This window comes from Ectobacillus polymachus (assembly GCF_048159605.1).
Taxonomy (GTDB): Bacteria; Bacillota; Bacilli; order Bacillales; family Bacillaceae_G; genus Ectobacillus; species Ectobacillus polymachus.
The window spans coordinates 1319646-1344810 of sequence record NZ_JBLREB010000001.1 but is presented as its reverse complement, the minus strand read 5'-3'; the positions used below and the strand labels follow the sequence as shown (position 1 = coordinate 1344810).

Genomic DNA, 25165 nt, shown 5'->3' with positions numbered 1-25165 from the left:
AAGTTATGGCAATATTAAATATAGTGAAATATCCCAATACTGTGTTAGAAACAGAATGTGAACCTGTTTTGAAATATGATAAAAAAGTAAGAAAGCTTCTAAATGATATGTATGAAACAATGTTAGCAGCTGATGGAGTTGGACTTGCTGCACCGCAAATTGGCATAACAAAGAATATTGCGGTTGTAGATATTGATGATGAACATGGACGTATTGACCTTATCAATCCTATTCTATTAGAAGCTAGGGGAGAACAGATTGGTCCAGAAGGTTGCCTTAGTTTTCCTAATCTTTATGGCGAAGTAACACGTGCAGATTATATTAAAGTTCGTGCTAATAATCGCTACGGCAAAGTATTCGTTATAGAAGCAGAAGGGTTTTTGGCCCGTGCTATTTTGCATGAAATGGATCATTTGCATGGTGTTTTATTTACGACTAAGGTAAACCGGTATTATGAGCCTGGTGAGCTAGAGGAAGTATAAAGGAGAGTTTCGTATGGTGAAAATTGTATTTATGGGAACACCTGATTTTTCTGTTGGGGTATTACGTCGTTTAATAACAGATGGATATGAAGTAATTGCGGTTGTTACACAGCCCGATAAACCAGTAGGTAGAAAAAGAGTATTAACGCCGCCGGCAGTGAAAGTGGAGGCAGAAATACATAACATTCCTGTGTTACAGCCGGTAAAAATTAGAGAGAAAAGTGAATATGAGAAAGTGATTGCCTTGCAGCCTGATTTAATCGTAACTGCGGCATTTGGTCAAATTCTTCCAAAGGAACTTTTAGATGCACCGAAATATGGTTGCATCAATGTACACGCTTCTTTGCTTCCAGAATTGCGCGGCGGAGCCCCTATCCATTATGCTATTATGCAAGGGAAAGACAAAACAGGAGTTACCATTATGTATATGGCTGAAAAATTGGATGCTGGAGATATTATTACCCAAGTGGAAGTTCCAATATTAGAGCTTGACTCTGTCGGTTCACTTCATGATAAGCTCAGCCAAGCAGGGGCGGAGTTGTTATCTACGACAATTCCATCTCTTCTTGCAGGTACTATTACTCCTATTAAGCAAAATGATGAGAAGGCAACGTTCGCATCTAATATTAAACGTGAGCAAGAAAAAATTGATTGGAGTAAAGATGGAGAAGTGATTTACAATCATATACGTGGTCTTCATCCTTGGCCTGTTGCTTATACCACGATGCACGGTCAAGTTGTGAAAGTATGGTGGGGTGAAAAGGTCCAAGCAAGCAGCATGGAGCCAGGTACAGTGATTGGAATTGAGGAGAATGGCTTTATCGTTTCAACGGGTAATCAAACGGCAATTAAAATTACAGATTTGCAGCCAGCAGGGAAAAAGCGAATGTCAGGCGAACAATTTTTGCGTGGTACACATCTTAGTATTGGTATGAAGGTAGGAACTGAAGAATGAAGAAAACCGTGCGAGAACTTGCACTAGATGGGCTAATACAGGTAGAAAAAAATGGTGCTTATAGCAATTTGCTGCTTAATCAATTAATCGAAAAAAATAATATAGTGGGGAAAGATGTGGGTCTTCTTACCGAAATTGTGTATGGAACGATTCAGCGAAGAGATACGCTCGATTTTTATTTACAACCATTTTTACGGGGGAAAATAGATCAGTGGGTACGCGTGTTACTTCGGCTTTCGCTATATCAATTTCTGTATTTAGATCGCGTTCCTGCTCATGCGGTTATTTTTGAAGCAGTTGAAATTGCAAAAACAAGAGGACATAAAGGAATAAGCTCAGTTGTAAATGGTGTACTTCGCTCTATTCAAAGGCAAGGAGTTCCATCGCTAACGTCTATTTCGGATGTAGGAAAACGTCTCGCTATTTCCACAAGTCATCCTGAATGGCTTGTAAAGGAGTGGATATCTACATACGGACTAGAGGAAGCAACGCGAATATGTGAAGTAAATTTACTTCCTCCAGCAGCTACAGCTCGTGTCAATGTGAACCGCAAGGCGGTAGAGAATGTCATTAATATGCTGAAAGATGAAGGAGTAGAAGCAAAACATGGTGTGTTATCAGAAGATGCCATCATGATTGAAAAAGGGAATGTCGCCCATACAAAGGCATTTCGTGACGGTTTTCTTTCCATTCAAGATGAAAGTAGTATGCTTGTTGCAAGAGTCTTAGATCCAGAACCTGGAGATATTGTCCTTGATAGTTGCGCAGCCCCTGGTGGGAAAACGTGTCATATTGCGGAGCGATTACGTGAAACGGGACAAGTAACATCTCTTGATTTGCATCCACACAAAGTACGGCTTATTAATGAACAAACAAAAAGACTTCAATTATCGAATGTAGAAGCAAGTGTACTTGATGCAAGAAACGCACGTCGTTCACTCCAAGATGAGAGCTTTGATAAAGTATTAGTCGATGCGCCGTGTTCTGGATTTGGTGTTATTCGTAGAAAGCCAGATATTAAGATTGGAAAAACGTATAAGGATAGTGAAAACTTATCGCATATCCAACTTTCTATTCTTCAAGAAATTGCTCCACTAGTAAAAAGGGGTGGACGGCTTGTATATAGTACGTGTACGATTGAACAGGCAGAAAACGATAAAGTAGTTGAGGCTTTTTTACAAACAAATCCTGACTTTGAGTGGGATCTAACATTATGTGAGCGACTACCGCTTACAATAAGGAAATATGTGTCTAAGGGGCAACTACAAATTTTACCTCATTATTTTCTTACAGATGGATTTTATATAGCGTGTTTACGAAAGAGGGTGTTGTAGCATGGAAACGATGACAGACAAGAATAGAAATTCAGAAGTGAAAAAGCCTTCTATTTATTCATTAGAACTGCAAGGTTTACAAGCATGGCTTAAGGAGCAAGGAGAACCAGCTTTCCGAGCTGGGCAAATATATGATTGGCTCTATAAAAAACGAGTAGCTTCCATTGATGAAATGACAAACCTTTCAAAAGGATTGCGAGAAAAGCTGTCGAATTCCTTTGAAATTACAACTTTAAAAACATTAGTGAAACAAGTTTCAGATGATGGGACGATTAAATTTCTATTTGAACTGCATGATGGATATTCAATCGAAACTGTACTAATGAATCACGATTACGGCAATTCTGTTTGTGTGACGACGCAAGTAGGCTGCCGAATTGGCTGTACATTTTGTGCTTCTACATTAGGTGGATTGAAACGTAATTTAGAATCTGGAGAGATTGTAGCACAAGTTGTAAACGTTCAACGAGCTGTTGATGAAATGGATGAGCGAGTTAGTTCGATTGTAGTTATGGGAATTGGGGAGCCATTTGATAACTATGAAAACTTATTGCAATTTCTACGTATTGTAAATCATGAACAAGGAATTCACATCGGTGCTCGTCATATTACGGTTTCTACAAGTGGAATTATTCCAAGAATATATGACTTTGCTGATGAAAATATGCAAATTAATTTTGCTATTTCGCTTCATGCACCAAATACGGAGTTGCGTTCCAAACTGATGCCAATTAACCGTGCATATAAACTCCCTGATTTAATGGAAGCTGTTAAATATTATACGAAAAAAACAGGGCGACGCGTGACATTTGAATACGGTTTATTTGGCGGACAAAATGATCAAGTGGAACATGCTGAAGAATTAGCAAAACTTATCAAGGGTTTACTATGCCATGTGAACTTAATTCCAGTCAATTATGTTCCAGAGCGCAATTATGTTAGAACACCGCGTGAGCAAATTTTTCGCTTTCAGAAAATATTGAAGAACTACGGAATCAATGTAACGATTCGCCGTGAGCAAGGCTCTGATATTGATGCTGCCTGTGGTCAATTGCGTGCAAAGGAGCGTAAAGAGGAGACGAGGTGAAAGGATGAAAACCATTTTTCTGTCCGACAGAGGAAAGGTTCGTCAACACAATGAAGATAGCGCTGGCGTATTTTATAATGTAGACGGTGATATTCTAGCTATCGTAGCAGATGGTATGGGTGGGCATCGGGCAGGCGATGTTGCAAGCCAGATGGCCATCCAACTTATTCATGATTTTTGGAAGCAAGCACAAGGGGTGCATACTCCAAAGCTTGCAGAAAAATGGCTATACGAACATGTTGAAATTGTAAACGAACGAATTTATAATTATTCGTTTGAGAATGAAGAGTGCCAAGGAATGGGTACAACCATTGTTATTGCTATTTGTACGGACACCTTCGTTACGATTGGACATATTGGTGACAGCCGCTGCTACATCGTTTCGGATAATGAGATGACGTTAGCAACCGAAGATCATTCACTTGTGAACGAACTTGTACGATATGGGGAAATTACAAAGGAAGATGCGGAAATTCATCCGCGCAGACACGTACTACTGCGAGCGTTAGGAACGGAAAAAACAGCGAATTTAGACAGCAAGACACTCATCTTAGAACAGGGAGATCAGTTGTTGTTATGCTCAGATGGACTATCGAATAAAGTTTCTGAGGAAGAAATGAAACAAATCTTAGTTTCTGATTTAGATTTACAAGGTAAGGGAGAAGAGCTCGTGAAAAAAGCAAATGACATGGGCGGCGAAGATAATATTACTCTTGTAATCGTTCAATATATCGATTCAGTGAGCGAAAGTAGGTGAATGACAACGTGATGATTGGAAGACGCCTAAATGATCGTTATAAGTTGCTTAAAATGATTGGTGGAGGCGGAATGGCCAATGTGTATTTAGCACATGATGATATTTTAGATCGTGATGTTGCTGTAAAAATACTCCGGCTGGATTACGCAAACAATGAAGAGTTTATAAAACGTTTTCATCGTGAAGCACAATCTGTCACGACCTTGTCCCATCCGAATATAGTTAATATTTATGATGTTGGGGAAGAGGACGGTATATACTATCTCGTTATGGAGTTTGTTCCGGGTCGTACACTTAAGCAATATATTCAACAGCAAGGGATGTTATCTGTAACAGAAGCGCTCGATATTATGGAGCAACTTGCATCAGCTATGTCTCATGCGCATCACTTTGAAATTGTGCACCGAGATATAAAACCGCAAAATATATTAATTCGTGATGATGGTGTAGTGAAAGTGACGGATTTCGGGATTGCTACTGCTACATCAGCAACTACGATAACACATACAAACTCTGTTTTAGGCTCTGTTCATTATTTATCACCTGAACAAGCACGGGGCGGGGGAGCGAATAAGAAGTCTGATATATATTCACTAGGCATTGTTATGTTTGAGCTTCTAACGGGGCGCCCTCCTTTTTCTGGAGAATCAGCGGTATCCATTGCACTAAAGCATTTGCAAAATGAAACGCCTTCAGTAAAACGGTGGAATCCTGATGTTCCTCAAAGTGTAGAAAATATTATTTTAAAAGCAACTGCAAAGGATCCGTTCCATCGCTACGATTCAGTTGATGAAATGAAGCAAGATATTGTTACTGCTCTTCTTCCAGAACGTGCAAATGAGGAACGTTTCCACATTATAGATGATGAAGAAGCAACAAAGGCTCTTCCTATTATACGTCATGAAGCTTTTCCTGATATTGTAACAGATGAAACCATCATTAATTCTGGGAAAATAGATAAAAAAGAAGAGAAAGAGAAACCGGAAGTAAAAAAGAAAAAACCAAAGCGAAAACGTATGACTAGATTGCTTATTTTATTGCTATTGCTTATTCTAGGAAGTGTGGCTGCGGTTGCAATTGTTCCAAACTTTTTCATTCCAAAAGATGTAAAAATACCGGATGTATCAGGTAAAACCTATGCAGATGCAGTAAATATATTAAGTACTAGTGGATTACAAGTAGCTTCATCCCCGGAAATTATATATACCGATCAAATGGAAGAAGGAAAGGTAATTAAGACAAATCCAAAAGCAGGAACGACTGTTAAAGAAAATTCTAAGATTACAATTTATCAATCTGGTGGAAAGAAAAAGCAGAAAGTAAAGAATTATGTTGGTCAATTATTTAGTACTGTTCAGGATGAGTTAGCACAGAATTTTGCAACTGTTACACCATATTATGTGGATAGCGATAAGCCAAAAGGCCAAATTATTGAACAAGCACCTGCTGCCGACCAGGAAGTTATTGAAGAAGAACAGGAATTTCGAGTTTGGATTAGTAATGGACCAAAACGTATTGCGCTTTCTGATTTTACAAGTTGGACAGAAGCTAGTGTTAGAAGCTATATTACCGATAATAAGCTTAACCTTAATGTCGTTCAACAAAATTCAGATACAGTAGCACAAGGAAATGTAATTTCACAATCTCCAAGAGCAAATACAGCAGTACAACAAGGAGATTTGATATCTGTTGTAATTTCGTCAGGACCAAAGGATACTACAACCAATCCAGCAAATCCGGCAAACCCGGTAAATCCGGCAAACCCAGCAAACCCGGTAAATCCACCGAAAAAGGTTACAGTAAGTGACATACAAATTCCGTATCAGCCAACACCGGATAATAAGCCAGAAACGGTGGATATTTATAAGGAAGATATGAATACTAGCTATGATAAGCCAATTGAAACGAGAAAGATTACTGCATCAAGCACCGTTTCTATTGATTTTCTAATTGCGTACGGAAATAAAGGAAGCTATAAAATTGTACGTGACGGTGTAACCATTATTGAAAAAGATGTACCGTACCAGTGATGAATCAAGGAGTGAGTGTATGCCACAAGGCATGATAATCAAAGCGTTAAGCGGTTTTTATTATGTTGCGCATGAAGAAGGAATCACACAATGTCGAGGACGTGGTATTTTTCGGAAAAACAAAATCACTCCTCTTGTTGGGGATATGGTTCAATTTCAAGCAGATAATGAAACAGAAGGTTACATACTTGAAGTACTTCATCGAAGAAATGAGCTTGTTCGTCCGCCAATTGCTAATGTAGATAATGCAATTCTCGTCTTTTCTGCTGTGCAGCCTGATTTTAGTACACTTCTACTCGATCGGTTTCTTGTGCTTATCGAATTTAATAACATTAAGCCAATTATATGTATTAGCAAAATGGATTTAATTGATAAACAAAGAATGCAAGAAATCGAAGGATATGTTGATGACTACCGAAATCTAGGCTATGATGTTATGCTAACATCTAAAAAACAAGAAAACAGCATTGATGAATTGTATAAGCTTATACAAAATAGTATTTCTGTCGTTGCAGGACAATCCGGAGTTGGGAAATCTTCACTTCTTAATATGCTACGTCCGGAACTTGAAATTAAAACGAATGATATATCTTCCCATTTAGGACGTGGGAAACATACAACGCGCCATGTTGAATTGATCAAGGTTGGTTCAGGTCTAGTAGCAGACACCCCAGGATTTAGTTCTCTTGAGTTTATAGACATGAGTGTAGAAGATGTAGGGGAAAGTTTTATCGAGTTGAAAAGGCAAAAACAGCATTGTAAATTTAGAGGATGTACGCATATTTCTGAACCAAAATGTACGGTGAAAGAAGCTGTTGAAGCTGGAGTGATACCACGTTATCGCTATGACCATTACGTTCAATTTATACAAGAGATACGAGACAGAAAGCCGAGGTATTAAATTATGATTAAAGTTGCACCATCTATCTTATCAGCAGATTTTTCAAGATTAGGGGAAGAAATTAAAGATGTAGAAAAAGGAGGAGCAGATTATATTCACGTAGATGTGATGGACGGGCACTTTGTTCCGAACATTACAATCGGATCGCTTATTGTAGAAGCGATTCGTCCAATTACTTCTCTTACCTTAGATGTTCATCTTATGATTGAAAACCCAGACAACTATATACCTGACTTTGCCAAAGCAGGAGCAGATATCATTACCGTTCACGTAGAGGCGTGTCCTCATCTACACCGTACGATTGGATTAATTAAATCCTTTGGAATTAAAGCAGGAGTTGTATTAAATCCACATACACCTGTATCTATGATTCAGCATATTATAGAAGATATTGATATGGTACTTCTTATGACAGTTAATCCTGGATTTGGTGGTCAATCATTTATTCCTACTGTTCTACCGAAAATTAAAGAAGTAGCAACGTTGATACAAGAACGTAATCTTTCCGTAGACATTGAAGTAGATGGTGGAGTAAACAAGGAAACAGCTGTTCTTTGTAGAGAAGCAGGAGCAAATGTTTTAGTTGCTGGCTCAGCGATTTATAAACAAAAGGATCGTGAAAAAGCGATTCGTGATATTCGAGGCTAATGACTATTATGCATCTAGAATTATTAGGTATTTCCTGCTTTTAGAAATGTCACGATGAAATAAGTATAAAAGGATGTTCTAATTTAGGAGATGACATAGCTAGGGGTAATGATATTCCTATTATGTTATCTCCTTTTTTATTTGATAAGAAAGTATAAAAGTTTTGACATAGAGAATTGTCCAGCTCCAGCGCCTAGCCCCTCGAGGTCAAATAACCTAGGGCCATATGAAGTCAAAGAACGACTTCCTAGGCCTGCGAACATTTGCTTGTCGGGGCTGACCAAGGCGCTTGCGCTTTTCTTAGTATCTCATGTTAAGAGGAGGATGGTAATATGATCATTCATATTATGGCAGGCGGGCCAACGCAGCTTCATCCAGATTTTGCCCTGTATCAAGAGGAGGATGTAATCTGGGCTGCTGTTGACCGTGGTGTTTTTCATTTGTTACAAAGGGGGATTATACCTTTCGTTGCATTTGGTGATTATGATTCGGTTTCGGCGCAGGAGCTGGAATGGATGAGGAAGAGAATGGAAGATCTTCCAATGATGCCGAGGGAAAAGGATGAAACTGATTTAGAAGTAGCAATTAACTGGGCACTGCAGCAAAACCCAGACAAGATTCGTGTATTTGGTGCAACAGGAGGCAGACTTGATCACGAGCTAGCTAATGTGCATCTGCTTAGGAAGGGGATACATTCACAAGCAGAACTGATTCTAATTGATTCTAAAAATGAAATAGAAATGAAGAAGCCTAGTACATATGTAATAGAAAAAAAGAATTCATTTCCATACGTATCCTTCTTATCCGTTTCTGAACAGGTGCACGGCATTACCTTACACGGATTTAAGTATCCACTCACCAATCGAACACTTCAGATGGGATCAACATTATGTATAAGCAATGAACTTGTCGCTGAAAAAGGTACTTTTTCATTCTCTTCTGGCATATTATTAGTGGTAAGAAGCACTGATTAATGATACTCTTTGCTATTTTCAGAAGCAATGGTGAGTAGGAGGGAAGTCATGAGATTTTATACTATCAAGCTGCCGAAGTTTCTGGGAGGTCTCGTGCGGGCTGTACTTAATACGTTTAAAAAGGATTAAAAAAGCACCGCGCTGCGGTGCTTTTTTTCATGTGAAATAAAAAAAGAGTCTCAGACTCTTTTTTTATCATTAAACGCGTTCGATTTTTCCAGATTTTAATGCTCTAGCAGAAACGTAAACACGCTTAACTTTACCGTTAACAACGATACGTACCTTTTGAAGGTTTGCACCCCAAGTACGTTTCGTACTGTTCATTGCGTGAGAACGTGAGTTGCCAGAACGTGCTTTTCTACCAGTAATTGCACAAACACGAGCCATTTATATTTCCCTCCTAACTACCTTATCCTACAAAATTTCAATGTTAGGCTACTTTTGACCTAAAAACACTATTTCAATTTAACATAACTATGTAGAGAATGCAATCATATAGTGTAATAAATCAAGAAAATTTACTTGACATATACATAGGATACATGTTGTATAATAACAGAGGACTATTTTTGCTCATAAATAGTGAACGACCGGGATCCGGTTAGTGAAATAGCATTTTTTCTGCTAACAGTATATTATAATGATATAAGTAGTCTAGCTCACTTTGACTATTTTCGAAAGGGGAATGTCATATGTCAATTGAAATAAAAACACAATACGGTCAAATTGATATAAGCACAGATGTCATTGCAATGACTGCAGGTGGTGCTGCGGTAGATTGTTACGGTATTGTAGGAATGGCTTCCAAAAATCAGTTGAAGGACGGATTTACGGAAATTCTAAGAAAAGAAAACTTTACTCGAGGTGTAATCGTTCGAAACGAAAACAACGAAGTACATATTGACATGTATATAATTGTGGGCTTTGGTACAAAAATCTCGGAAGTTGCACACAATGTCCAAACAAAAGTTAAGTATATCTTAGACAAAACACTTGGACTAGCAGTGGATTCTGTTAATATTTATGTGCAGGGAGTTAAAGTAACGAACTTGTGATTTGCAATAAGGAGGAAAATCAGTGTCAATCAAGCTAATTGATGGAAAACGTTTTGCACAGATGATTATGCAAGGAGCAAATAACCTTACAAATAATGTAAAAGTTGTAGACGCTCTAAACGTTTTTCCTGTTCCAGATGGTGATACCGGTACTAACATGAATTTATCTATGACTTCAGGAGCTCGTGAGGTTCGTAAATCTACAGCAGAACACGCAGGCGAAGTTGGAGTTAGATTAGCAAAAGGACTGTTAATGGGGGCACGTGGTAATTCTGGAGTTATTTTATCGCAGTTATTCCGAGGGTTTTCGAAGGCAGTTGAACATAAGGAAGTACTTACTACTACTGACTTTGCTGAAGGACTTGAAGCAGGTGTTGAAACAGCTTATAAAGCTGTAATGAAGCCAGTTGAAGGAACAATTTTGACTGTTGCAAAGGATACGGCTAAGAAGGCATCTACTATTGCAAATGCCGAAGATGATTTTGTTTCTTTCATGGAAGAAGTAGTGAAAGAAGCAAACGCTTCCTTAAATCGTACGCCAGACTTGTTACCCGTTTTAAAACAAGTTGGGGTAGTTGACAGTGGTGGTAAAGGTCTTTGTGTTGTATATGAAGGATTTTTAGCGGATTTAAAGGGTGAAACGATACAATCGAAAGACATTAAGCCAACAATGGAGCAAATGGTAAAACAAGAGCATCATAATGTACAAAGCCAATTAAGTACGGAAGATATTAAATACGGCTACTGTACTGAATTTATGGTGAAACTAGATGCTGAGAAAGCAAAACAACAATCATTCTCAGTAGAGAAGTTCCGTAATGACATTAGCGAATTTGGAGATTCATTATTAGTTGTAGCTGATGATGATATTGTTAAGGTACATATTCACGTTGAATATCCGGGTAATGCTTTAAATTATGGTCAGCGTTATGGAAGTCTCATTAACCTAAAAATTGAAAATATGCGCCAGCAGCATACGCATTTGTTAGAAGAGGATCAAGAAAAAGCTGCTTCTACAGAAAAGCAAGCGTACGGCATTGTCACGGTAGCAATGGGCTCAGGCATTAAAGATTTATTTATGAGCATTGGTGCTACGAAAGTCATCGAAGGCGGTCAGACGATGAATCCAAGTACGGAAGATATTTTGACAGTAATTCAAGAAGCCAATGCAGAGAATATTATTCTCTTACCTAACAATAGCAATATTGTAATGACTGCACAGCAAGCAGCATCTGTTGTAGAAGGGAATATTGTAGTTGTTCCATCTAAGTCAGTTCCCCAAGGAATGGCAGCTATGCTAGCTTTTGATCCAAGTGCTAGCCTTGAGGAAAATGCAGACAACATGAAGGAAGCATTGCAACAAGTTAAAACAGGGCAAATCACGTATGCTGTACGTGACACAGAAATGGATGGCTTAGCCATAAAGAAAAATGATTTCATGGGCATAGCTGATGGGAAAATTGTCGTAACAGATGAGAATGAAATCGAAGCAGGTAAGAAACTTCTTCAAATGATGATTGACGAAGATTCAGAAATTGTTACGATTTTGCAAGGTGAAGATGTAGACGATGCTGAACTAGAGAAACTGAAGGCATTCATGGAGGAAGAATTTCCTGAAGTTGAAGTTGAGGTTCATAAAGGAAATCAACCGTTGTATCCATTTATTATCTCTGTTGAATAGTAGGCAGCGAAAAATATAGATCATTGCTAAGAGGTGACGCATAAGGAGGTATAATTTTCCTCTATGCGGTTCACCTTTTTTTAGTTAACAAAGAGTTTTTTTCTCGTTATACTAGTAGTTATCATTGCTGATGAAATTGGAAATGAATACGAATCGTTACGTATAGATTATGTACCAACATAGGGGAGGCAACTAGATGAAGTACAAATCTGTTTTTGATATAATTGGTCCGATTATGATTGGGCCTTCCAGCTCTCATACAGCTGGCGCTGCAAGAATTGGGCGAGTAGCACGAAGCTTATTTCGTAAGCAACCTACAAAAGTAACCGTTTCTTTATATGGATCATTTGCAAAAACTTATAAAGGACATGGTACAGATGTAGCAATAATTGGTGGAATTCTAGATTTCGATACATTTGATCAACGGATACCCCATTCCCTAGAAATTGCTAAGAGGGAAGGAATGGAGGTAACATTTATCGCTGAAGATGCAGTTTCTGATCATCCGAATACGACTCGTATCACATTATCGGATGAACAGGATACGCTAGAGATTGTTGGTATATCAATCGGTGGGGGTAAAATTGAAATAACAGAGTTGAATGGCTTTGTATTAAAGTTAAGTGGGATGCATCCGGCTATTTTAGTCGTTCATAATGATAAATATGGCACTATCGCAGCAGTTACAGCTATTTTAATGAAATATCGTATTAACATCGGACATATGGAAGTGGCCCGTAAAGACGTTGGGAAAAGTGCGCTTATGGTAATAGAAGTCGATCATAACATTGATGATTCTGTTATGGAAGAAATACAATCTCTTCCAAACATTGTCCAAGTAACTCGAATGATAGAATAAACAGGAGGTGCAATCATGTTTCGGAATATAGCAGAACTTGTAACACTTGCAGAGAGTAAAGGGGTAAAAACAGCTGAAATAATGATTCAGCAAGAAATGAAGGTAACGGGACTTTCACGTAATGAAGTATGTAACAAAATGGAACGAAATTTACTTGTAATGGAACAAGCGGTGGAACGTGGACTTCAGGGTGTCCATTCCTTTTCTGGATTAACTGGAGGAGATGCTGTTTTACTTCAATCCTATATACAAAGTGGAAAAGCACTGAGTGGAACGGTTCTTTTAGATGCGGTAAGCAAGGCAGTTGCAACTAATGAGGTAAATGCAGCGATGGGAACTATTTGTGCAACACCAACAGCAGGTTCTGCTGGTGTCGTACCAGGTACACTATTTGCAGTTAAGGAAAAGCTGCATCCTTCGCGTGAGGAAATGGTGGAATTTCTATTTACCGCAGGAGCATTCGGATTTGTAATAGCCAATAATGCTTCTATATCAGGGGCGGCTGGCGGCTGTCAAGCTGAAGTAGGTTCTGCTAGCGGAATGGCAGCAGCAGCAATCGTAGAACTAGCAGGCGGAACACCAAAACAGGCTGCAGAAGCTATGGCTATAACACTGAAAAATATGCTCGGTCTCGTATGTGATCCGGTAGCTGGACTTGTTGAAGTGCCTTGTGTAAAACGAAATGCAATGGGCGCTGCAAATGCAATGGTTGCAGCGGATATGGCACTTGCTGGAATAACAAGCCGAATTCCTTGTGATGAAGTAATTGATGCAATGTTTAAAATAGGACAGACGATGCCAGTTGGACTTCGTGAAACGGCAAAAGGAGGCTTGGCAGCTACACCGACCGGCAAGGCGCTTGAAGAAAAAATTTACGGCGTAGCCCATCAAAAGTGAGTATCCAAACACCTATTACACAAATAAAAGGTATAGGAGAAGAAACAGCTCGGCAGCTTGAAGAGATGGGGCTGTACACCGTGCAGAATCTACTGGAACATTTTCCTTATCGCTATGAGGATTATTCGGTAAAAGATTTAGAAGACGTGAAGCATGATGAACGCGTAACAGTAGAAGGAACCATTCATAGCATGCCGCTATTACAGTATTATGGGAAAAAGAAATCGCGTCTTACGTTTCGGCTGCTTGTTGGGCGTTACTTAATTCAGATTGTATGCTTTAATCGGCCGTATTACAAAGATAAAATTGTAATGGAAGAGAAGGTAACGGTTTCAGGTAAATGGGACCAGCATCGCCAGACTATCATTGCATCCAATGTCCATTTTGGTCTAATGGATCGAAAGCAGGAAATTGAACCTGTATACGCAGTAAAGGGAAAACTAACGGTAAAGCAACTTCGCCGTTTTATAATGCATGCTTTAACTCAGGTTCAGAATGTGGAAGATCCTCTTCCTGAAGGATTACGAAATCGGTATAAACTCTTGCCGCGAATAGAAGCAATTCAAACTCTTCACATGCCTAAGAGTCATGAAGCATTAAAACAAGCACGTCGCCGTTTTGTGTATGAAGAATTCTTCCTCTTTCAACTAAAAATGCAAGCACTGCGCAAAGTACAGAGAGAAAATGCTGCTGGACAAATAAAGCATTTCTCAGAAGTAGATCTGCAACAATTTTTAGATCAGTTGCCATTTCCGTTAACCCATGCACAAACGCGTGTTGTGACGGAAATACTGCGGGATCTTACATCACTTTACCGGATGAATCGACTTTTACAAGGTGATGTTGGATCTGGGAAAACAGTGGTTGCAGCAATTATTCTCTATGCAACGGTTTTAGCAGGCTTTCAAGGAGCTTTAATGGTTCCAACAGAAATTTTAGCAGAGCAGCATATGCAATCTTTGCAACAGCTATTTTCACAGACGAACGTATCGATTGAACTTTTAACAAGCTCGGTTAAAGGAGTTCGTCGTAGGGAGATTTTAGAGCGTCTTGCAGCAGGAGATGTGCATATCTTAATTGGAACGCATGCACTCATTCAAGATGAAGTGAATTTTAACAGATTAGGACTCGTGATTACAGATGAACAGCATCGCTTTGGTGTTGAGCAAAGGCGGATATTACGAGAAAAAGGGGAACAAACCGATGTTTTGTTTATGACGGCTACTCCTATTCCGCGTACACTAGCAATTACTGTTTTTGGAGAAATGGACGTAAGTATAATTGATGAAATGCCAGCTGGACGCAAAGAAATTGAAACATATTGGGCAAAGCATGATATGTTTGAACGAGTATTATCGTTTGTAGAAAAAGAAATGAACAAAGGGAGACAAGCCTATGTTATTACGCCGCTTATTGAGGAATCTGAAAAACTAGATGTGCAAAATGCCATAGATTTACACAGCATGCTATCATACCATTTTCATAACTTCCAGATAGGACTCATGCATGGCCGCTTGTCTGCTGGGGAAAAAGAAAATGTTATGCGTCAGTTCAGTAAGAATGAAGTACAACTTCTTGTCTCAACAACAGTCGTTGAAGTAGGTGTAAATGTACCGAATGCAACCGTTATGGTAATCTATGATGCAGATCGTTTTGGACTATCTCAGCTGCATCAGCTTCGAGGAAGGGTTGGACGTGGCAGCGAACAATCCTATTGTATCTTAATAGCAGATCCTAAATCAGAGGTAGGTAAGGAACGGATGCGAATTATGACAGAGACGAATGATGGATTTGCATTGTCTGAAAAAGATCTAGAACTGCGCGGTCCTGGTGATTTTTTTGGGAAAAAGCAAAGCGGGTTGCCGGATTTTAAAGTGGCTGATATGGTGCATGATTATAAAGTATTAGAGATTGCAAGAAACGATGCTGCATTACTAGTTGAATCGCATGCCTTTTGGGATAGTCAAGTATACGCACAGTTGCGGAATTACTTAGATGAGGGTGGCGTACTGCAACAGGAAAAGCTAGATTAGCAAGACAGTAGGTAATTTTTTGTTGCATTCTGCTTTCTTACCTTATATACTACTATTAGTACCTAGTCATAAAACGAAAGGTTTATGGAAGAATGCGGAGAAATAAAAAAGATCGGCAAAAACAATTGCAAGAAACGATTCATAATAACCCATTTGTTACAGATGAAGAACTTTCTCGGACATTTCAAGTTAGTATTCAAACGATTCGATTAGATCGATTGGAATTAGCTATTCCTGAACTTAGAGAGCGTATAAAGAACGTTGCAGCAAAACAGTACGAAAATGTAAAATCATTGCCTATCGAAGAAATAGTTGGGGAAATTATTGATATGGAGCTTGATCACCATGCAATTTCAATTTTTGATGTTAAGAAAGAGCATGTGTTTAAGCGGAATGGTATAGCAAGAGGCCATCATTTGTTTGCCCAAGCAAATTCATTGGCGGTAGCCGTAATTGATGACGAGATTGCATTAACGACAAAAGCAAGTATTCAATACCTTCGTTCAGTGAAGTTAAACGAACGTATCGTAGCGAAGGCGAAAGTAATAGAAAGTGAAAATAGTAAAAGAAGAACGGTTGTTGAAGTAAACAGCTATGTAGAAAACGAAATTGTTTTTACAGGGACGTTTGAAATGTATAGATATAGTAAAAATAGTGAGGATGAGACAAGCCAATGAGAATCGCAATTGACGCAATGGGTGGTGACCATGCTCCAAGAACGGTTGTGCTTGGCGCCATGAAAGCTATCGAAGCTTTTTCAGATTTACATATTACATTAGTGGGAAAAGAAGATGAAATTCGAAAATACTTAACGAATCAAAATCGTATTTCCATCATACATAGTGAAGAAGTTATTGAAGGGACAGATGAGCCTGTTCGCGCGGTTAGACGCAAGAAAAGAGCATCATTAGTGTTAATGGCAAAGGAAGTAAATGAAGACAGAGCTGATGCTTGTATTTCTGCTGGAAATACCGGTGCATTAATGGCTGCAGGATTATTTGTTGTTGGACGAATCGAAGGCATAGAGAGACCTGCATTATCTCCTACTCTTCCTACCGTTGATGGAAGAGGATTTGTTATGCTTGATGTAGGAGCAAACGTTGATGCAAAGCCTATACATATTTATCAATATGCAATAATGGGATCCCTTTACGCACAAAAGGTAAGAGGAATAGAGAGCCCAAGAGTTGGTTTATTGAATGTTGGAACGGAAGATGGAAAAGGAAATGACTTAACGAAACATGTATTCGATATGTTAAAAGAATCTGATTTGAATTTCGTAGGAAATGTGGAAGCTCGGGACTTGCTTCAAGGAGTTGCAGACGTTGTTGTTTGTGATGGTTTTACAGGAAATGTAGCTTTAAAAACCCTTGAAGGAACAGCACTATCGGTATTTTCTATGCTAAAAGAGCAATTGACAAGCTCCTTCACAAGTAAGCTTGCAGCTATGATGCTGAAGCCAAAGCTTATGAAGTTAAAAGAGAAAATGGATTACTCTGAATATGGAGGTGCTGCTTTAATTGGACTTAAAGCACCAGTTATTAAAGCACACGGTTCCTCAGATGAAGTCGCAATTTTTAATGCAATTCGTCAAACGAGAGATATGATTGTAAAACAAGTAACCCCTACTATTGCTTCTCTTATAGAAAAAACAATGCTTCCAATAAAGGAGGAAGACTAAATGAAAATTGCATTTTTATTTCCAGGTCAAGGATCGCAAACGGTCGGTATGGGTATGCAAATAAAGGAACGATTTGCAGAAGCAGCAGAAATCTTTCAGCAAGCGGATGAAATCTTACAAGCTCCATTATCACGTATTATATTTGAGGGACCGCAAGCTGAACTTACGATGACTACAAATGCTCAGCCTGCTCTGTTAACGACAAGCTATGCTATTTTAACAGTAATGAAGAAATTTAATATTACACCAGATTATGTAGCAGGTCATAGTCTTGGCGAATATAGTGCTCTTGTTGCTGCGAATGCTCTTTCCTTCAAGGATGCAGTATATACAGTGCGTAAACGTGGTCAATTTATGGAAGAAGCAGTTCCGAACGGTGAAGGTGCAATGGCTGCTATTTTAGGTATGGACCCAGTTGCATTACAAACTGTAACGGAGGAAGTAACGAAACAAGGTCATGCTGTACAAGTAGCGAATATGAATAGCAGACAACAAATTGTTATTTCTGGAACAAAGCTAGGCGTTGAAATAGCATGTAAAAAAGCAAAGGAAAATGGCGCAAAGCGTGCAATTCCTCTTCGCGTTAGTGGACCATTTCATTCTTCCTTAATGAAACCAGCAGCGGAAAAGTTCCGTACTGTATTGGATACAATCGAAATTCAAAATGCTAATATTCCTGTAATTGCCAATGTGACAGGAGATATTATTACAGATAGTAAGGATATTCATGAAAAATTAATTGAACAACTCTATTCACCTGTACAGTGGTATCCTACAATCGAACGTATGGTAGAACTTGGGGTGGATACGTTTGTAGAAATTGGACCTGGAAAAGTACTTGCTGGGTTGATGAAATCCATTGCTCCTTCAGCCAAAACGTACGCTGTATATGATGAAGAGAGCTTAAATGAGACGATTTCCAAGTTGAAAGGAGAATAAAATATGTTAACAGGTCAAGTTGCAATCGTGACAGGAGCTTCCCGCGGAATAGGTCGTGCCATCGCTCTTGAATTGGCAAAGCAAGGCGCGAAAATTGTCGTTAATTATGCTGGGAATGAAGCAAGAGCCAAGGAAGTTGTAGAAGGAATACAAGCACTTGGCAGCGAAGCAATTTTGGTACGTGCGGATGTTTCTAACTCCGAAGAAGTAGCGAACATGATGAAGCTTGCAGTAGATACATTCGGTAAAATCGATATTCTTGTAAACAACGCAGGTATTACAAAGGATAATCTTCTTATGCGTATGAAAGAAGAAGAATGGGATGCAGTTATTCAGACGAATTTAAAAGGCGTTTTTCTTTGTACAAAGGCCGTTTCTCGCCAAATGATGAGACAACGCTATGGACGAATTATTAATATCGCTTCTGTTGTAGGTGTAACAGGTAACCCAGGACAAGCAAACTATGTAGCAGCTAAGGCAGGCGTCATCGGATTTACCAAAACAGCAGCTAAAGAACTAGCCGCTCGTAATATTACAGTAAACGCTCTAGCGCCAGGCTTTATCGTAACTGATATGACAGAAGTGTTAACAGAAGAAACAAAAAATGAAATGCTAAAACTTATTCCGCTTGCGAGATTCGGAGAAGCAAAGGACATTGCAAACGCAGTAGCATTTCTAGCATCCGAAAACAGCAGCTACATAACAGGACAAACAATCCACATAGACGGCGGAATGGCAATGTAATATAGAAAAGCGGAATCGGCTCGTTTAGCCCCATAGGGCTGAGTGTTCCTCACCCAAAAAGGCGCTTTTTGCCTTTATGGGTGAGGGTTCTCAGACCGTAGGGGCTAGCCGATGGAGCTGGCCACCAAGAAAAGTGGAACCCGGCTCGCCCTGCTCCGGAGGCCGGAAGGAGCAAGCTGCTGGAACTGGCCACCAATGAAAAGCAGAACCCAGCTCGCCCAGCTCCGCAGGACAGAAGGTTTCATATGCTGCATGGAATGTCTCCTTTTATGTAAATATAAAACTCATGGATTTGTTCTAGTTTTTTCGGGAATTATTTAATATAATGATTTGAGGGGAGGTGAACAACCATGGCAACTACTTTAGAACGTGTAACAAAAATCATTGTTGATCGTCTTGATGTCGATGAAACAAAAGTAATCCCTTCAGCAAGCTTTAAGGAAGATTTAGGTGCTGATTCCTTAGACGTAGTGGAACTTGTAATGCAATTTGAAGATGAATTCGAATTGGAAATTTCTGATGAGGATGCAGAAAAAATCGCTACTGTTGGCGATGCTGTTTCTTACATAGAGAGCCACCTATAATATTTTGGGTAAGTCCCGCCTGATAGCGGGGCTTTCTCAGTATATATATGCGGATAGATATCCAGGAGGAGCCTATGCCATACAGAAGACATAAAGATAATAGGTATAATGTAAAATATCGTGAAGCTTTTAAAAAATTCCAATCGCAAATTGGAATTGAATTTACGAATGAAAAACTATTAATTCAGGCTTTTACCCATTCATCGTATGTGAATGAGCATCGTAAAAAACCTCATGAAGACAATGAGCGTTTAGAGTTTCTAGGAGATGCAGTTCTTGAACTTACTGTTTCGCAATATTTGTTTCAAAAATATCCGACTATGAGCGAAGGGGAATTAACAAAACTCCGTGCTTCTATTGTATGCGAGCCTTCACTTGTGCAATTTGCAAATGAGCTATCATTTGGTGAATTTGTGCTCTTAGGAAAAGGTGAGGAAATGACAGGCGGCCGGGAACGACCTGCCTTGCTAGCGGATGTGTTTGAAGCATTTATTGGTGCTCTTTATTTAGATCAAGGCCTAGCGGTTGTCTGGAATTTTCTAACGGAAATCGTCTATCCTAAGATCAATGAAGGTGCTTTTTCTCATGTGATGGATTTTAAAAGTCAACTTCAAGAATTAATTCAACGAGAAGGTAACGGAAGTATAGAGTATGAAATACTGCATGAAAAAGGTCCTGCTCATAGCCGTGAATTTGTTTCTCATGTTACGCTAAATGGTGAAATATTAGGTATGGGAACGGGACGATCGAAGAAGGAAGCAGAACAGCATGCAGCATCAGAAGCATTAAAAAAATTGAAAGAACATCCATAACAGAATCCCCCTAGAGGTAGGGGGATTCATTATGCATAAAGGGGGAGTAGAGATGTTCCTCAAAAGATTAGAAATCATTGGATTTAAATCATTTGCAGACAGAGTATCCATTGATTTTGTTCCAGGCGTAACGGCTGTTGTTGGACCGAATGGAAGTGGGAAAAGCAATATTACGGACGGAATTCGTTGGGTGCTAGGTGAACAGTCGGTAAAGTCACTTCGAGGAGCAAAGATGGAAGATATTATTTTTGCTGGAAGTGATACGCGAAAACCATTAAATGTGGCGGAAGTTACGCTAACACTTGACAATGAAGATCAACGTCTTCCAATTGACTATAATGAAATCAGTGTAACAAGACGTGTGTATCGCTCGGGAGACAGCGACTTTTTTATTAATAAGCAATCTTGTCGTTTAAAAGATATCGTCGACTTATTTATGGACTCAGGTATGGGACGTGAAGCATTTTCTATTATAAGTCAAGGTAAAGTCGAGGAAATACTTAGCAGTAAGCCAGAAGATCGTCGTGGTATTTTTGAAGAAGCGGCCGGCGTACTAAAATATAAAACACGTAAAAAGAAAGCGGAAAGTAAGCTCGAAGAAACGCAAGATAATTTAAATCGTGTTGAAGATATTATTCATGAGCTAAGCGATCAAATAGAACCGCTGGCTATGCAAGCATCAGCAGCCAAAGACTACTTAGAAAAAAAGGAAGAATTAGAGCGAGTAGAAGCGGCCCTCATCGTATTTGAAATTGAGGATTTGCATGAAAAATGGGAAACATTATTAAAGCAACTAGAGGGAAACAAGGATAAAGAACTGGCTTTAAGTTCGCAGCTGCAAAGTGATGAAGCGAATGTTGAAAAAATGCGAGCTGACACCCAAGCTATCGATGAGTCGATACAAGCATTGCAGGAAGTATTGCTTCTTTCTAGTAAAGAATTAGAAAAGTTAGAGGGACAGCGAGAATTACTAAAGGAACGCAAAAAAAATGGTACTGAAAACTGTTCAAAGCTTAATGAAACAATCCTTCAGCTTACAGAAAAACTTTCGCAATCTGAACAATCTATTGCTGGTGAACGTGGGCTATTTCAAGAATTAACGACGCAAGTTACAGAATTACAAACACGATTGCAAGCAAAGCTTACAGCTATCCAAACCTTTGAACATAATTTAGATGAACGTATCGAAACATTAAAGGGCGATTATATTGAGCTATTAAATGAGCAAGCTGGTCTGCGAAATGAGCACTCCCTTATCGAAGAACAGACGAAACAGCGAGAGTCTAAAAATAAAAAGCTAGATGAAGAAAATGAAAAATATGTACATATGCGTTCTGAAATTCAAGCACGCAAACAAAGCTTGTTACAAAACTATACAGAGCTTAAAACGAAGCTAGAGAAACATAAAGCACGTCTGCATGAAACAGAGGAAACGCTTGAACGTTTAAAGCGTGAACGAAATGATAGTGAAGGGAAGCTATATCAGGCATATCAGTTTTTACAAAAAACACGTTCGCGTAAAGAAATGCTGGAAGAGATGCAAGAGGATTATACAGGCTTTTATCAAGGCGTTCGTGAAGTACTGAAGGCTCGAAATGATCTGCATGGGATAGAAGGAGCGGTTGCAGAGCTTATTTCGGTACCGGCTGAGTATGAGGTAGCAATTGAAACTACTCTTGGTGCAGCTATGCAACACATAGTTGTGAAAACAGAAGAGGATGGAAGAAATGCAATTTCCTATTTAAAACGTAATCAATATGGACGTGCAACGTTTTTGCCGGAATCAATTATTAAAGGAAAAAGTGTTACACCGGAAGCATTGTATGCGGCAAAAGGGCATTCATCTTTCCTAGGTATTGCCGCTCATCTGATTCAGTTTGAGAAGCGATTTGAGAACATCATTCAAAGTATTCTCGGTACGGTACTTGTAGCACGAGATTTAAAGGGTGCCAATGAATTGGCACGACTCATACACTATCGTTATCGCATTGTAACGTTAGAGGGGGATATTGTAAATCCAGGCGGTGCAATGACCGGCGGGGCGGTTAAACAGGCGAAAACGTCTCTGTTAAGCCGACAGCGAGAATTAGAGACTGTCTCTGTTAAACTTCATGAAATGGAAGAAAAAACGAACAGCTTAGAACATCATGTTCGTGCCTTAAAACAAAAGATAACGGATGAAGAAAATCGAATCATCCAATATCGTAATGAATGGGATGCTATGCGTCATAATGATCAAGAACTAACGAATCAAATAACGCAAGTAGAGGCTGAGGAACATCGTGTAAATGACCGCTTAGCTATCTATGATCTTGAAATGGAAGGCTATTTACAAGATCAATCCAACATTGAAAAGCGAAAACAAGAATTGGAAGAAAAGCTACAGCATTTAGCGAATACCCTTGTTACGTACGACGATGAAATAGAGAAACTTTCCAAGCAGAAAAATGAACAAGCCGCCTCGAAAGAAGCAATGCAAAGTGAAATAACGGAATTAAAAGTAGAATTAGCAAAGCAAAAGCAACGCCTTGCTAACCAGCAAGAAAAAGTAGCTCGGCTAGAGGATGATGATCATTCCATGAGGCAATTGCTTGTACAAACGAAAGAAGATTTATCTTTTTTAGAGCAAGAAATGACTTCGAATTCTAGCGGAGAAGAGCAACTTTCTGCTATGATTCAAGTAAAGACTTCCGAGCGCAATCGTTCGACTGAGTTGATTAGCAAACGTCGAGAGCAGCGTTTTACTCTTCAGGAAAATCAAGAAAAGCTAGAACAAGAGGTAAAGGAAGAAAAGCGTCAGCAAAAATATTTACTGCAAGTTATGAAAGAACAAGAAGTACAGGTAAACCGCTTAGATGTAGAATTGGATAATCGCTTGAAGGAACTTCAGGAATCCTATTCTATTTCCTTTGAAGCTGCAAAGGCGAAATATTTGATGACAATACCTGCAGATGACGCAAGGAAACGAGTCAAAATGATAAAGGCAAGCATAGAGGAACTTGGTACAGTAAACTTAGGTGCAATTGATGAATACGATCGTATTTCGCAGCGATATAACTTTTTATTAGAACAGCAGAGCGACTTACAAGAGGCAAAGGAAACGCTATACCAGGTGATTGGTGAGATGGACGAGGAAATGAAGAAGAGATTTACACATACTTTTACAGCCATTAGATCCCAATTTCAAGTTGTATTTCGCGAATTATTTGGTGGGGGACACGCAGATCTTGTTTTGACAGATCGAAATGATATACTCTCAACAGGTATTGAGATTGTTGCACAGCCACCAGGTAAGAAGCTGCAAAATTTAGGGCTATTATCAGGAGGAGAACGTGCCTTCACTGCCATTGCACTACTGTTTGCTATTTTACGCGTTCGTCCTGTTCCTTTTTGTATCCTCGATGAGGTAGAGGCAGCACTTGATGAAGCCAATGTATCTAGATTTGCACAATATTTAAAACAGTTTAGTAATGCCACTCAATTTATCGTCATTACCCATCGAAAAGGAACGATGGAAGAGTGCGATGTGCTATATGGGGTTACGATGCCAGAATCAGGTGTATCTAAGCTTGTATCAGTTAGACTTGATGAAAAAGATCAGGTATTTGCAGAGTAGAAAGGAAAGGTGCATATGAGTTTTTTTAATAAACTAAAAGAAAAAATCTCACAACAGACAAGTTCTGTAACAGACAAGTTTAAACAAGGTATGCAAAAAACGAGAAATTCCTTTGCTGGTAAGGTAAATGATCTTGTATACCGCTATCGGAAAATTGATGAAGATTTCTTTGAGGAATTAGAGGAAATTTTAATCGGTGCAGATGTAGGAGTTTCAACTGTAATGGAGCTCATTGATCAGCTTAAAGAGGAAGTAAAACGTCGCAACATTCAAGATCCACGTGAGATACAAAGCACGATTTCTGAAAAACTAGTGGAAATTTATGAAGGTGGGTCATTCCAAAACAAATTAAATATCCAAGATAAGGGTTTAACGGTTATTTTATTTGTCGGAGTTAATGGTGTTGGGAAAACAACGACAATTGGAAAGCTGGCACATAAGCTTAAGCAGGATGGAAAATCTATTCTACTTGCAGCTGGTGATACATTTCGTGCTGGAGCGATTGAGCAACTTGAAGTATGGGGAGAACGTGTCGGTGTAGATGTAATTAGACAATCAGAAGGATCGGATCCAGCAGCTGTTATGTTTGATGCTATTCAAGCAGCTAAAACTCGTAAAATGGATGTATTGCTTTGTGACACAGCTGGAAGGCTCCAAAATAAAGTGAATTTAATGAAGGAATTAGAGAAGGTAAAGCGTGTCATTGAACGTGAGGTACCAGGTGCTCCACATGAAGTATTGCTAGTTATGGATGCAACAACCGGCCAAAATGGGCTAAGCCAAGCAAAAACGTTCCGCGAAGCTACCAATGTAACGGGTATTGTTCTAACTAAGCTTGATGGTACGGCAAAGGGCGGTATCGTATTAGCAATCCGTAAAGAATTGGATGTACCGGTTAAACTTGTAGGACTAGGGGAACAAATGGACGATTTGCAGGAATTTGATCCACAGCAATATGTGTATGGGTTATTTGCTGATTTAATTGATGCAGAATAAAGATAAGTTGATTTTCCCTTGTTAGAATCTACTATGAAAGGGAAAGTACTTGACAGTACAAATAAGATTTTGTAAACTAGTTTTGTAAAGGTAATTTACT

At 39.1% G+C, this 25165-nt stretch carries 24 protein-coding genes; 23 read left to right on the top strand and 1 reads right to left on the bottom strand.

The features are described 5' to 3' along the window. Positions 1–5 precede the first annotated feature (5 nt). The 10 genes from def (at position 6) to spoVM (ending at position 9297) form a co-directional block, all read left to right on the top strand. Entirely contained in the window at positions 6–482 is a 477-nt protein-coding gene (def, locus tag ACM5BR_RS06845; protein ID WP_416826904.1) for a peptide deformylase, read from the top strand. A gap of 13 nt (positions 483–495) precedes the next feature. Further along, positions 496–1437: a methionyl-tRNA formyltransferase gene (gene fmt / locus ACM5BR_RS06840; RefSeq protein WP_416826902.1), complete on the top strand. Its 942-nt coding sequence runs from the start codon at positions 496–498 to the stop codon at positions 1435–1437. Then, positions 1434–2771, top strand: coding sequence for a 16S rRNA (cytosine(967)-C(5))-methyltransferase RsmB (rsmB, locus tag ACM5BR_RS06835; RefSeq protein WP_416826900.1), 1338 nt, complete (start codon positions 1434–1436; stop codon positions 2769–2771). The genes fmt and rsmB overlap by 4 nt, the downstream gene beginning before the upstream one ends. Before the next feature lies 1 nt (position 2772). After that, on the top strand, positions 2773–3858 hold the full coding sequence (gene rlmN / locus ACM5BR_RS06830; RefSeq protein ID WP_416826899.1) for a dual-specificity RNA methyltransferase RlmN: 1086 nt from the start codon (positions 2773–2775) through the stop codon (positions 3856–3858). Between the two features lie 4 nt (positions 3859–3862). After that, the gene (locus ACM5BR_RS06825; protein WP_416826898.1) at positions 3863–4615 is read left to right on the top strand and encodes a Stp1/IreP family PP2C-type Ser/Thr phosphatase; all 753 of its coding nucleotides are present in this window, start codon (positions 3863–3865) and stop codon (positions 4613–4615) included. Positions 4616–4623: 8 nt separating this feature from the next. Beyond that, complete coding sequence (gene pknB / locus ACM5BR_RS06820; protein WP_416826897.1) at positions 4624–6645, top strand: Stk1 family PASTA domain-containing Ser/Thr kinase; 2022 nt, start codon at positions 4624–4626, stop codon at positions 6643–6645. Between the two features lie 19 nt (positions 6646–6664). Continuing rightward, positions 6665–7546, top strand: a complete 882-nt coding sequence (gene rsgA / locus ACM5BR_RS06815; RefSeq protein ID WP_416826895.1) for a ribosome small subunit-dependent GTPase A — start codon at positions 6665–6667, stop codon at positions 7544–7546. Positions 7547–7549: 3 nt separating this feature from the next. Further along, on the top strand, positions 7550–8194 hold the full coding sequence (gene rpe, locus ACM5BR_RS06810) for a ribulose-phosphate 3-epimerase (protein WP_416826893.1): 645 nt from the start codon (positions 7550–7552) through the stop codon (positions 8192–8194). A gap of 332 nt (positions 8195–8526) precedes the next feature. Continuing rightward, positions 8527–9168: a thiamine diphosphokinase gene (locus ACM5BR_RS06805; RefSeq protein ID WP_416826892.1), complete on the top strand. Its 642-nt coding sequence runs from the start codon at positions 8527–8529 to the stop codon at positions 9166–9168. A 48-nt stretch (positions 9169–9216) separates the two neighbouring features. Beyond that, positions 9217–9297: a stage V sporulation protein SpoVM gene (spoVM, locus tag ACM5BR_RS06800; protein ID WP_416827859.1), complete on the top strand. Its 81-nt coding sequence runs from the start codon at positions 9217–9219 to the stop codon at positions 9295–9297. 69 nt (positions 9298–9366) lie between these two features. Here spoVM and rpmB read toward each other — a convergent pair whose 3' ends face one another. Next, a complete protein-coding gene (rpmB, locus tag ACM5BR_RS06795) occupies positions 9367–9555 on the bottom strand; it encodes a 50S ribosomal protein L28 (protein ID WP_416826890.1) in 189 nt (62 codons plus the stop codon). Between the two features lie 305 nt (positions 9556–9860). Here rpmB and ACM5BR_RS06790 point away from each other — a divergent pair, with 305 nt between their 5' ends. From ACM5BR_RS06790 to ftsY, 13 genes are all read left to right on the top strand, one after another. After that, complete coding sequence (locus tag ACM5BR_RS06790) at positions 9861–10223, top strand: Asp23/Gls24 family envelope stress response protein (RefSeq protein ID WP_416826888.1); 363 nt, start codon at positions 9861–9863, stop codon at positions 10221–10223. A 22-nt stretch (positions 10224–10245) separates the two neighbouring features. Then, on the top strand, positions 10246–11904 hold the full coding sequence (locus ACM5BR_RS06785) for a DAK2 domain-containing protein (RefSeq protein WP_416826887.1): 1659 nt from the start codon (positions 10246–10248) through the stop codon (positions 11902–11904). A gap of 196 nt (positions 11905–12100) precedes the next feature. After that, positions 12101–12763 (top strand): L-serine ammonia-lyase, iron-sulfur-dependent subunit beta, encoded by a 663-nt coding sequence (gene sdaAB / locus ACM5BR_RS06780; RefSeq protein WP_416826886.1) that lies wholly within the window; start codon positions 12101–12103, stop codon positions 12761–12763. A 15-nt stretch (positions 12764–12778) separates the two neighbouring features. Next, positions 12779–13660: an L-serine ammonia-lyase, iron-sulfur-dependent, subunit alpha gene (sdaAA, locus tag ACM5BR_RS06775; RefSeq protein ID WP_416826884.1), complete on the top strand. Its 882-nt coding sequence runs from the start codon at positions 12779–12781 to the stop codon at positions 13658–13660. Next, on the top strand, positions 13657–15693 hold the full coding sequence (gene recG / locus ACM5BR_RS06770) for an ATP-dependent DNA helicase RecG (protein ID WP_416826883.1): 2037 nt from the start codon (positions 13657–13659) through the stop codon (positions 15691–15693). The genes sdaAA and recG overlap by 4 nt, the downstream gene beginning before the upstream one ends. A gap of 92 nt (positions 15694–15785) precedes the next feature. Continuing rightward, complete coding sequence (gene fapR / locus ACM5BR_RS06765) at positions 15786–16370, top strand: transcription factor FapR (RefSeq protein ID WP_416826882.1); 585 nt, start codon at positions 15786–15788, stop codon at positions 16368–16370. Then, positions 16367–17374: a phosphate acyltransferase PlsX gene (gene plsX, locus ACM5BR_RS06760; RefSeq protein ID WP_416826881.1), complete on the top strand. Its 1008-nt coding sequence runs from the start codon at positions 16367–16369 to the stop codon at positions 17372–17374. Before fapR ends, plsX begins: the two co-directional genes overlap by 4 nt. Continuing rightward, complete coding sequence (gene fabD / locus ACM5BR_RS06755; RefSeq protein ID WP_416826880.1) at positions 17375–18313, top strand: ACP S-malonyltransferase; 939 nt, start codon at positions 17375–17377, stop codon at positions 18311–18313. A 3-nt stretch (positions 18314–18316) separates the two neighbouring features. Beyond that, the gene (gene fabG / locus ACM5BR_RS06750) at positions 18317–19057 is read left to right on the top strand and encodes a 3-oxoacyl-[acyl-carrier-protein] reductase (RefSeq protein ID WP_416826878.1); all 741 of its coding nucleotides are present in this window, start codon (positions 18317–18319) and stop codon (positions 19055–19057) included. A 350-nt stretch (positions 19058–19407) separates the two neighbouring features. Then, entirely contained in the window at positions 19408–19641 is a 234-nt protein-coding gene (locus ACM5BR_RS06745; protein ID WP_416826877.1) for an acyl carrier protein, read from the top strand. Positions 19642–19715: 74 nt separating this feature from the next. After that, positions 19716–20453 carry a ribonuclease III gene (gene rnc / locus ACM5BR_RS06740; RefSeq protein ID WP_416826876.1) on the top strand — a complete coding sequence of 246 codons (738 nt, stop codon included), beginning with the start codon at positions 19716–19718 and terminating at the stop codon, positions 20451–20453. 52 nt (positions 20454–20505) lie between these two features. Next, positions 20506–24069, top strand: coding sequence for a chromosome segregation protein SMC (smc, locus tag ACM5BR_RS06735; protein ID WP_416827858.1), 3564 nt, complete (start codon positions 20506–20508; stop codon positions 24067–24069). A 15-nt stretch (positions 24070–24084) separates the two neighbouring features. Beyond that, entirely contained in the window at positions 24085–25065 is a 981-nt protein-coding gene (gene ftsY / locus ACM5BR_RS06730; protein WP_416826875.1) for a signal recognition particle-docking protein FtsY, read from the top strand. Positions 25066–25165 lie beyond the last annotated feature (100 nt).

Coding starts and splice junctions, on each gene's coding strand:
- def (WP_416826904.1), top strand. CDS start 6: ATGGCAATATTAAATATAGTGAAATATCCCAATACTGTGTTAGAAACA.
- fmt (WP_416826902.1), top strand. CDS start 496: ATGGTGAAAATTGTATTTATGGGAACACCTGATTTTTCTGTTGGGGTA.
- rsmB (WP_416826900.1), top strand. CDS start 1,434: ATGAAGAAAACCGTGCGAGAACTTGCACTAGATGGGCTAATACAGGTA.
- rlmN (WP_416826899.1), top strand. CDS start 2,773: ATGGAAACGATGACAGACAAGAATAGAAATTCAGAAGTGAAAAAGCCT.
- ACM5BR_RS06825 (WP_416826898.1), top strand. CDS start 3,863: ATGAAAACCATTTTTCTGTCCGACAGAGGAAAGGTTCGTCAACACAAT.
- rsgA (WP_416826895.1), top strand. CDS start 6,665: ATGCCACAAGGCATGATAATCAAAGCGTTAAGCGGTTTTTATTATGTT.
- rpe (WP_416826893.1), top strand. CDS start 7,550: ATGATTAAAGTTGCACCATCTATCTTATCAGCAGATTTTTCAAGATTA.
- ACM5BR_RS06805 (WP_416826892.1), top strand. CDS start 8,527: ATGATCATTCATATTATGGCAGGCGGGCCAACGCAGCTTCATCCAGAT.
- spoVM (WP_416827859.1), top strand. CDS start 9,217: ATGAGATTTTATACTATCAAGCTGCCGAAGTTTCTGGGAGGTCTCGTG.
- rpmB (WP_416826890.1), bottom strand. CDS start 9,555: ATGGCTCGTGTTTGTGCAATTACTGGTAGAAAAGCACGTTCTGGCAAC.
- ACM5BR_RS06790 (WP_416826888.1), top strand. CDS start 9,861: ATGTCAATTGAAATAAAAACACAATACGGTCAAATTGATATAAGCACA.
- sdaAB (WP_416826886.1), top strand. CDS start 12,101: ATGAAGTACAAATCTGTTTTTGATATAATTGGTCCGATTATGATTGGG.
- sdaAA (WP_416826884.1), top strand. CDS start 12,779: ATGTTTCGGAATATAGCAGAACTTGTAACACTTGCAGAGAGTAAAGGG.
- fapR (WP_416826882.1), top strand. CDS start 15,786: ATGCGGAGAAATAAAAAAGATCGGCAAAAACAATTGCAAGAAACGATT.
- plsX (WP_416826881.1), top strand. CDS start 16,367: ATGAGAATCGCAATTGACGCAATGGGTGGTGACCATGCTCCAAGAACG.
- fabD (WP_416826880.1), top strand. CDS start 17,375: ATGAAAATTGCATTTTTATTTCCAGGTCAAGGATCGCAAACGGTCGGT.
- fabG (WP_416826878.1), top strand. CDS start 18,317: ATGTTAACAGGTCAAGTTGCAATCGTGACAGGAGCTTCCCGCGGAATA.
- ACM5BR_RS06745 (WP_416826877.1), top strand. CDS start 19,408: ATGGCAACTACTTTAGAACGTGTAACAAAAATCATTGTTGATCGTCTT.
- rnc (WP_416826876.1), top strand. CDS start 19,716: ATGCCATACAGAAGACATAAAGATAATAGGTATAATGTAAAATATCGT.
- smc (WP_416827858.1), top strand. CDS start 20,506: ATGTTCCTCAAAAGATTAGAAATCATTGGATTTAAATCATTTGCAGAC.
- ftsY (WP_416826875.1), top strand. CDS start 24,085: ATGAGTTTTTTTAATAAACTAAAAGAAAAAATCTCACAACAGACAAGT.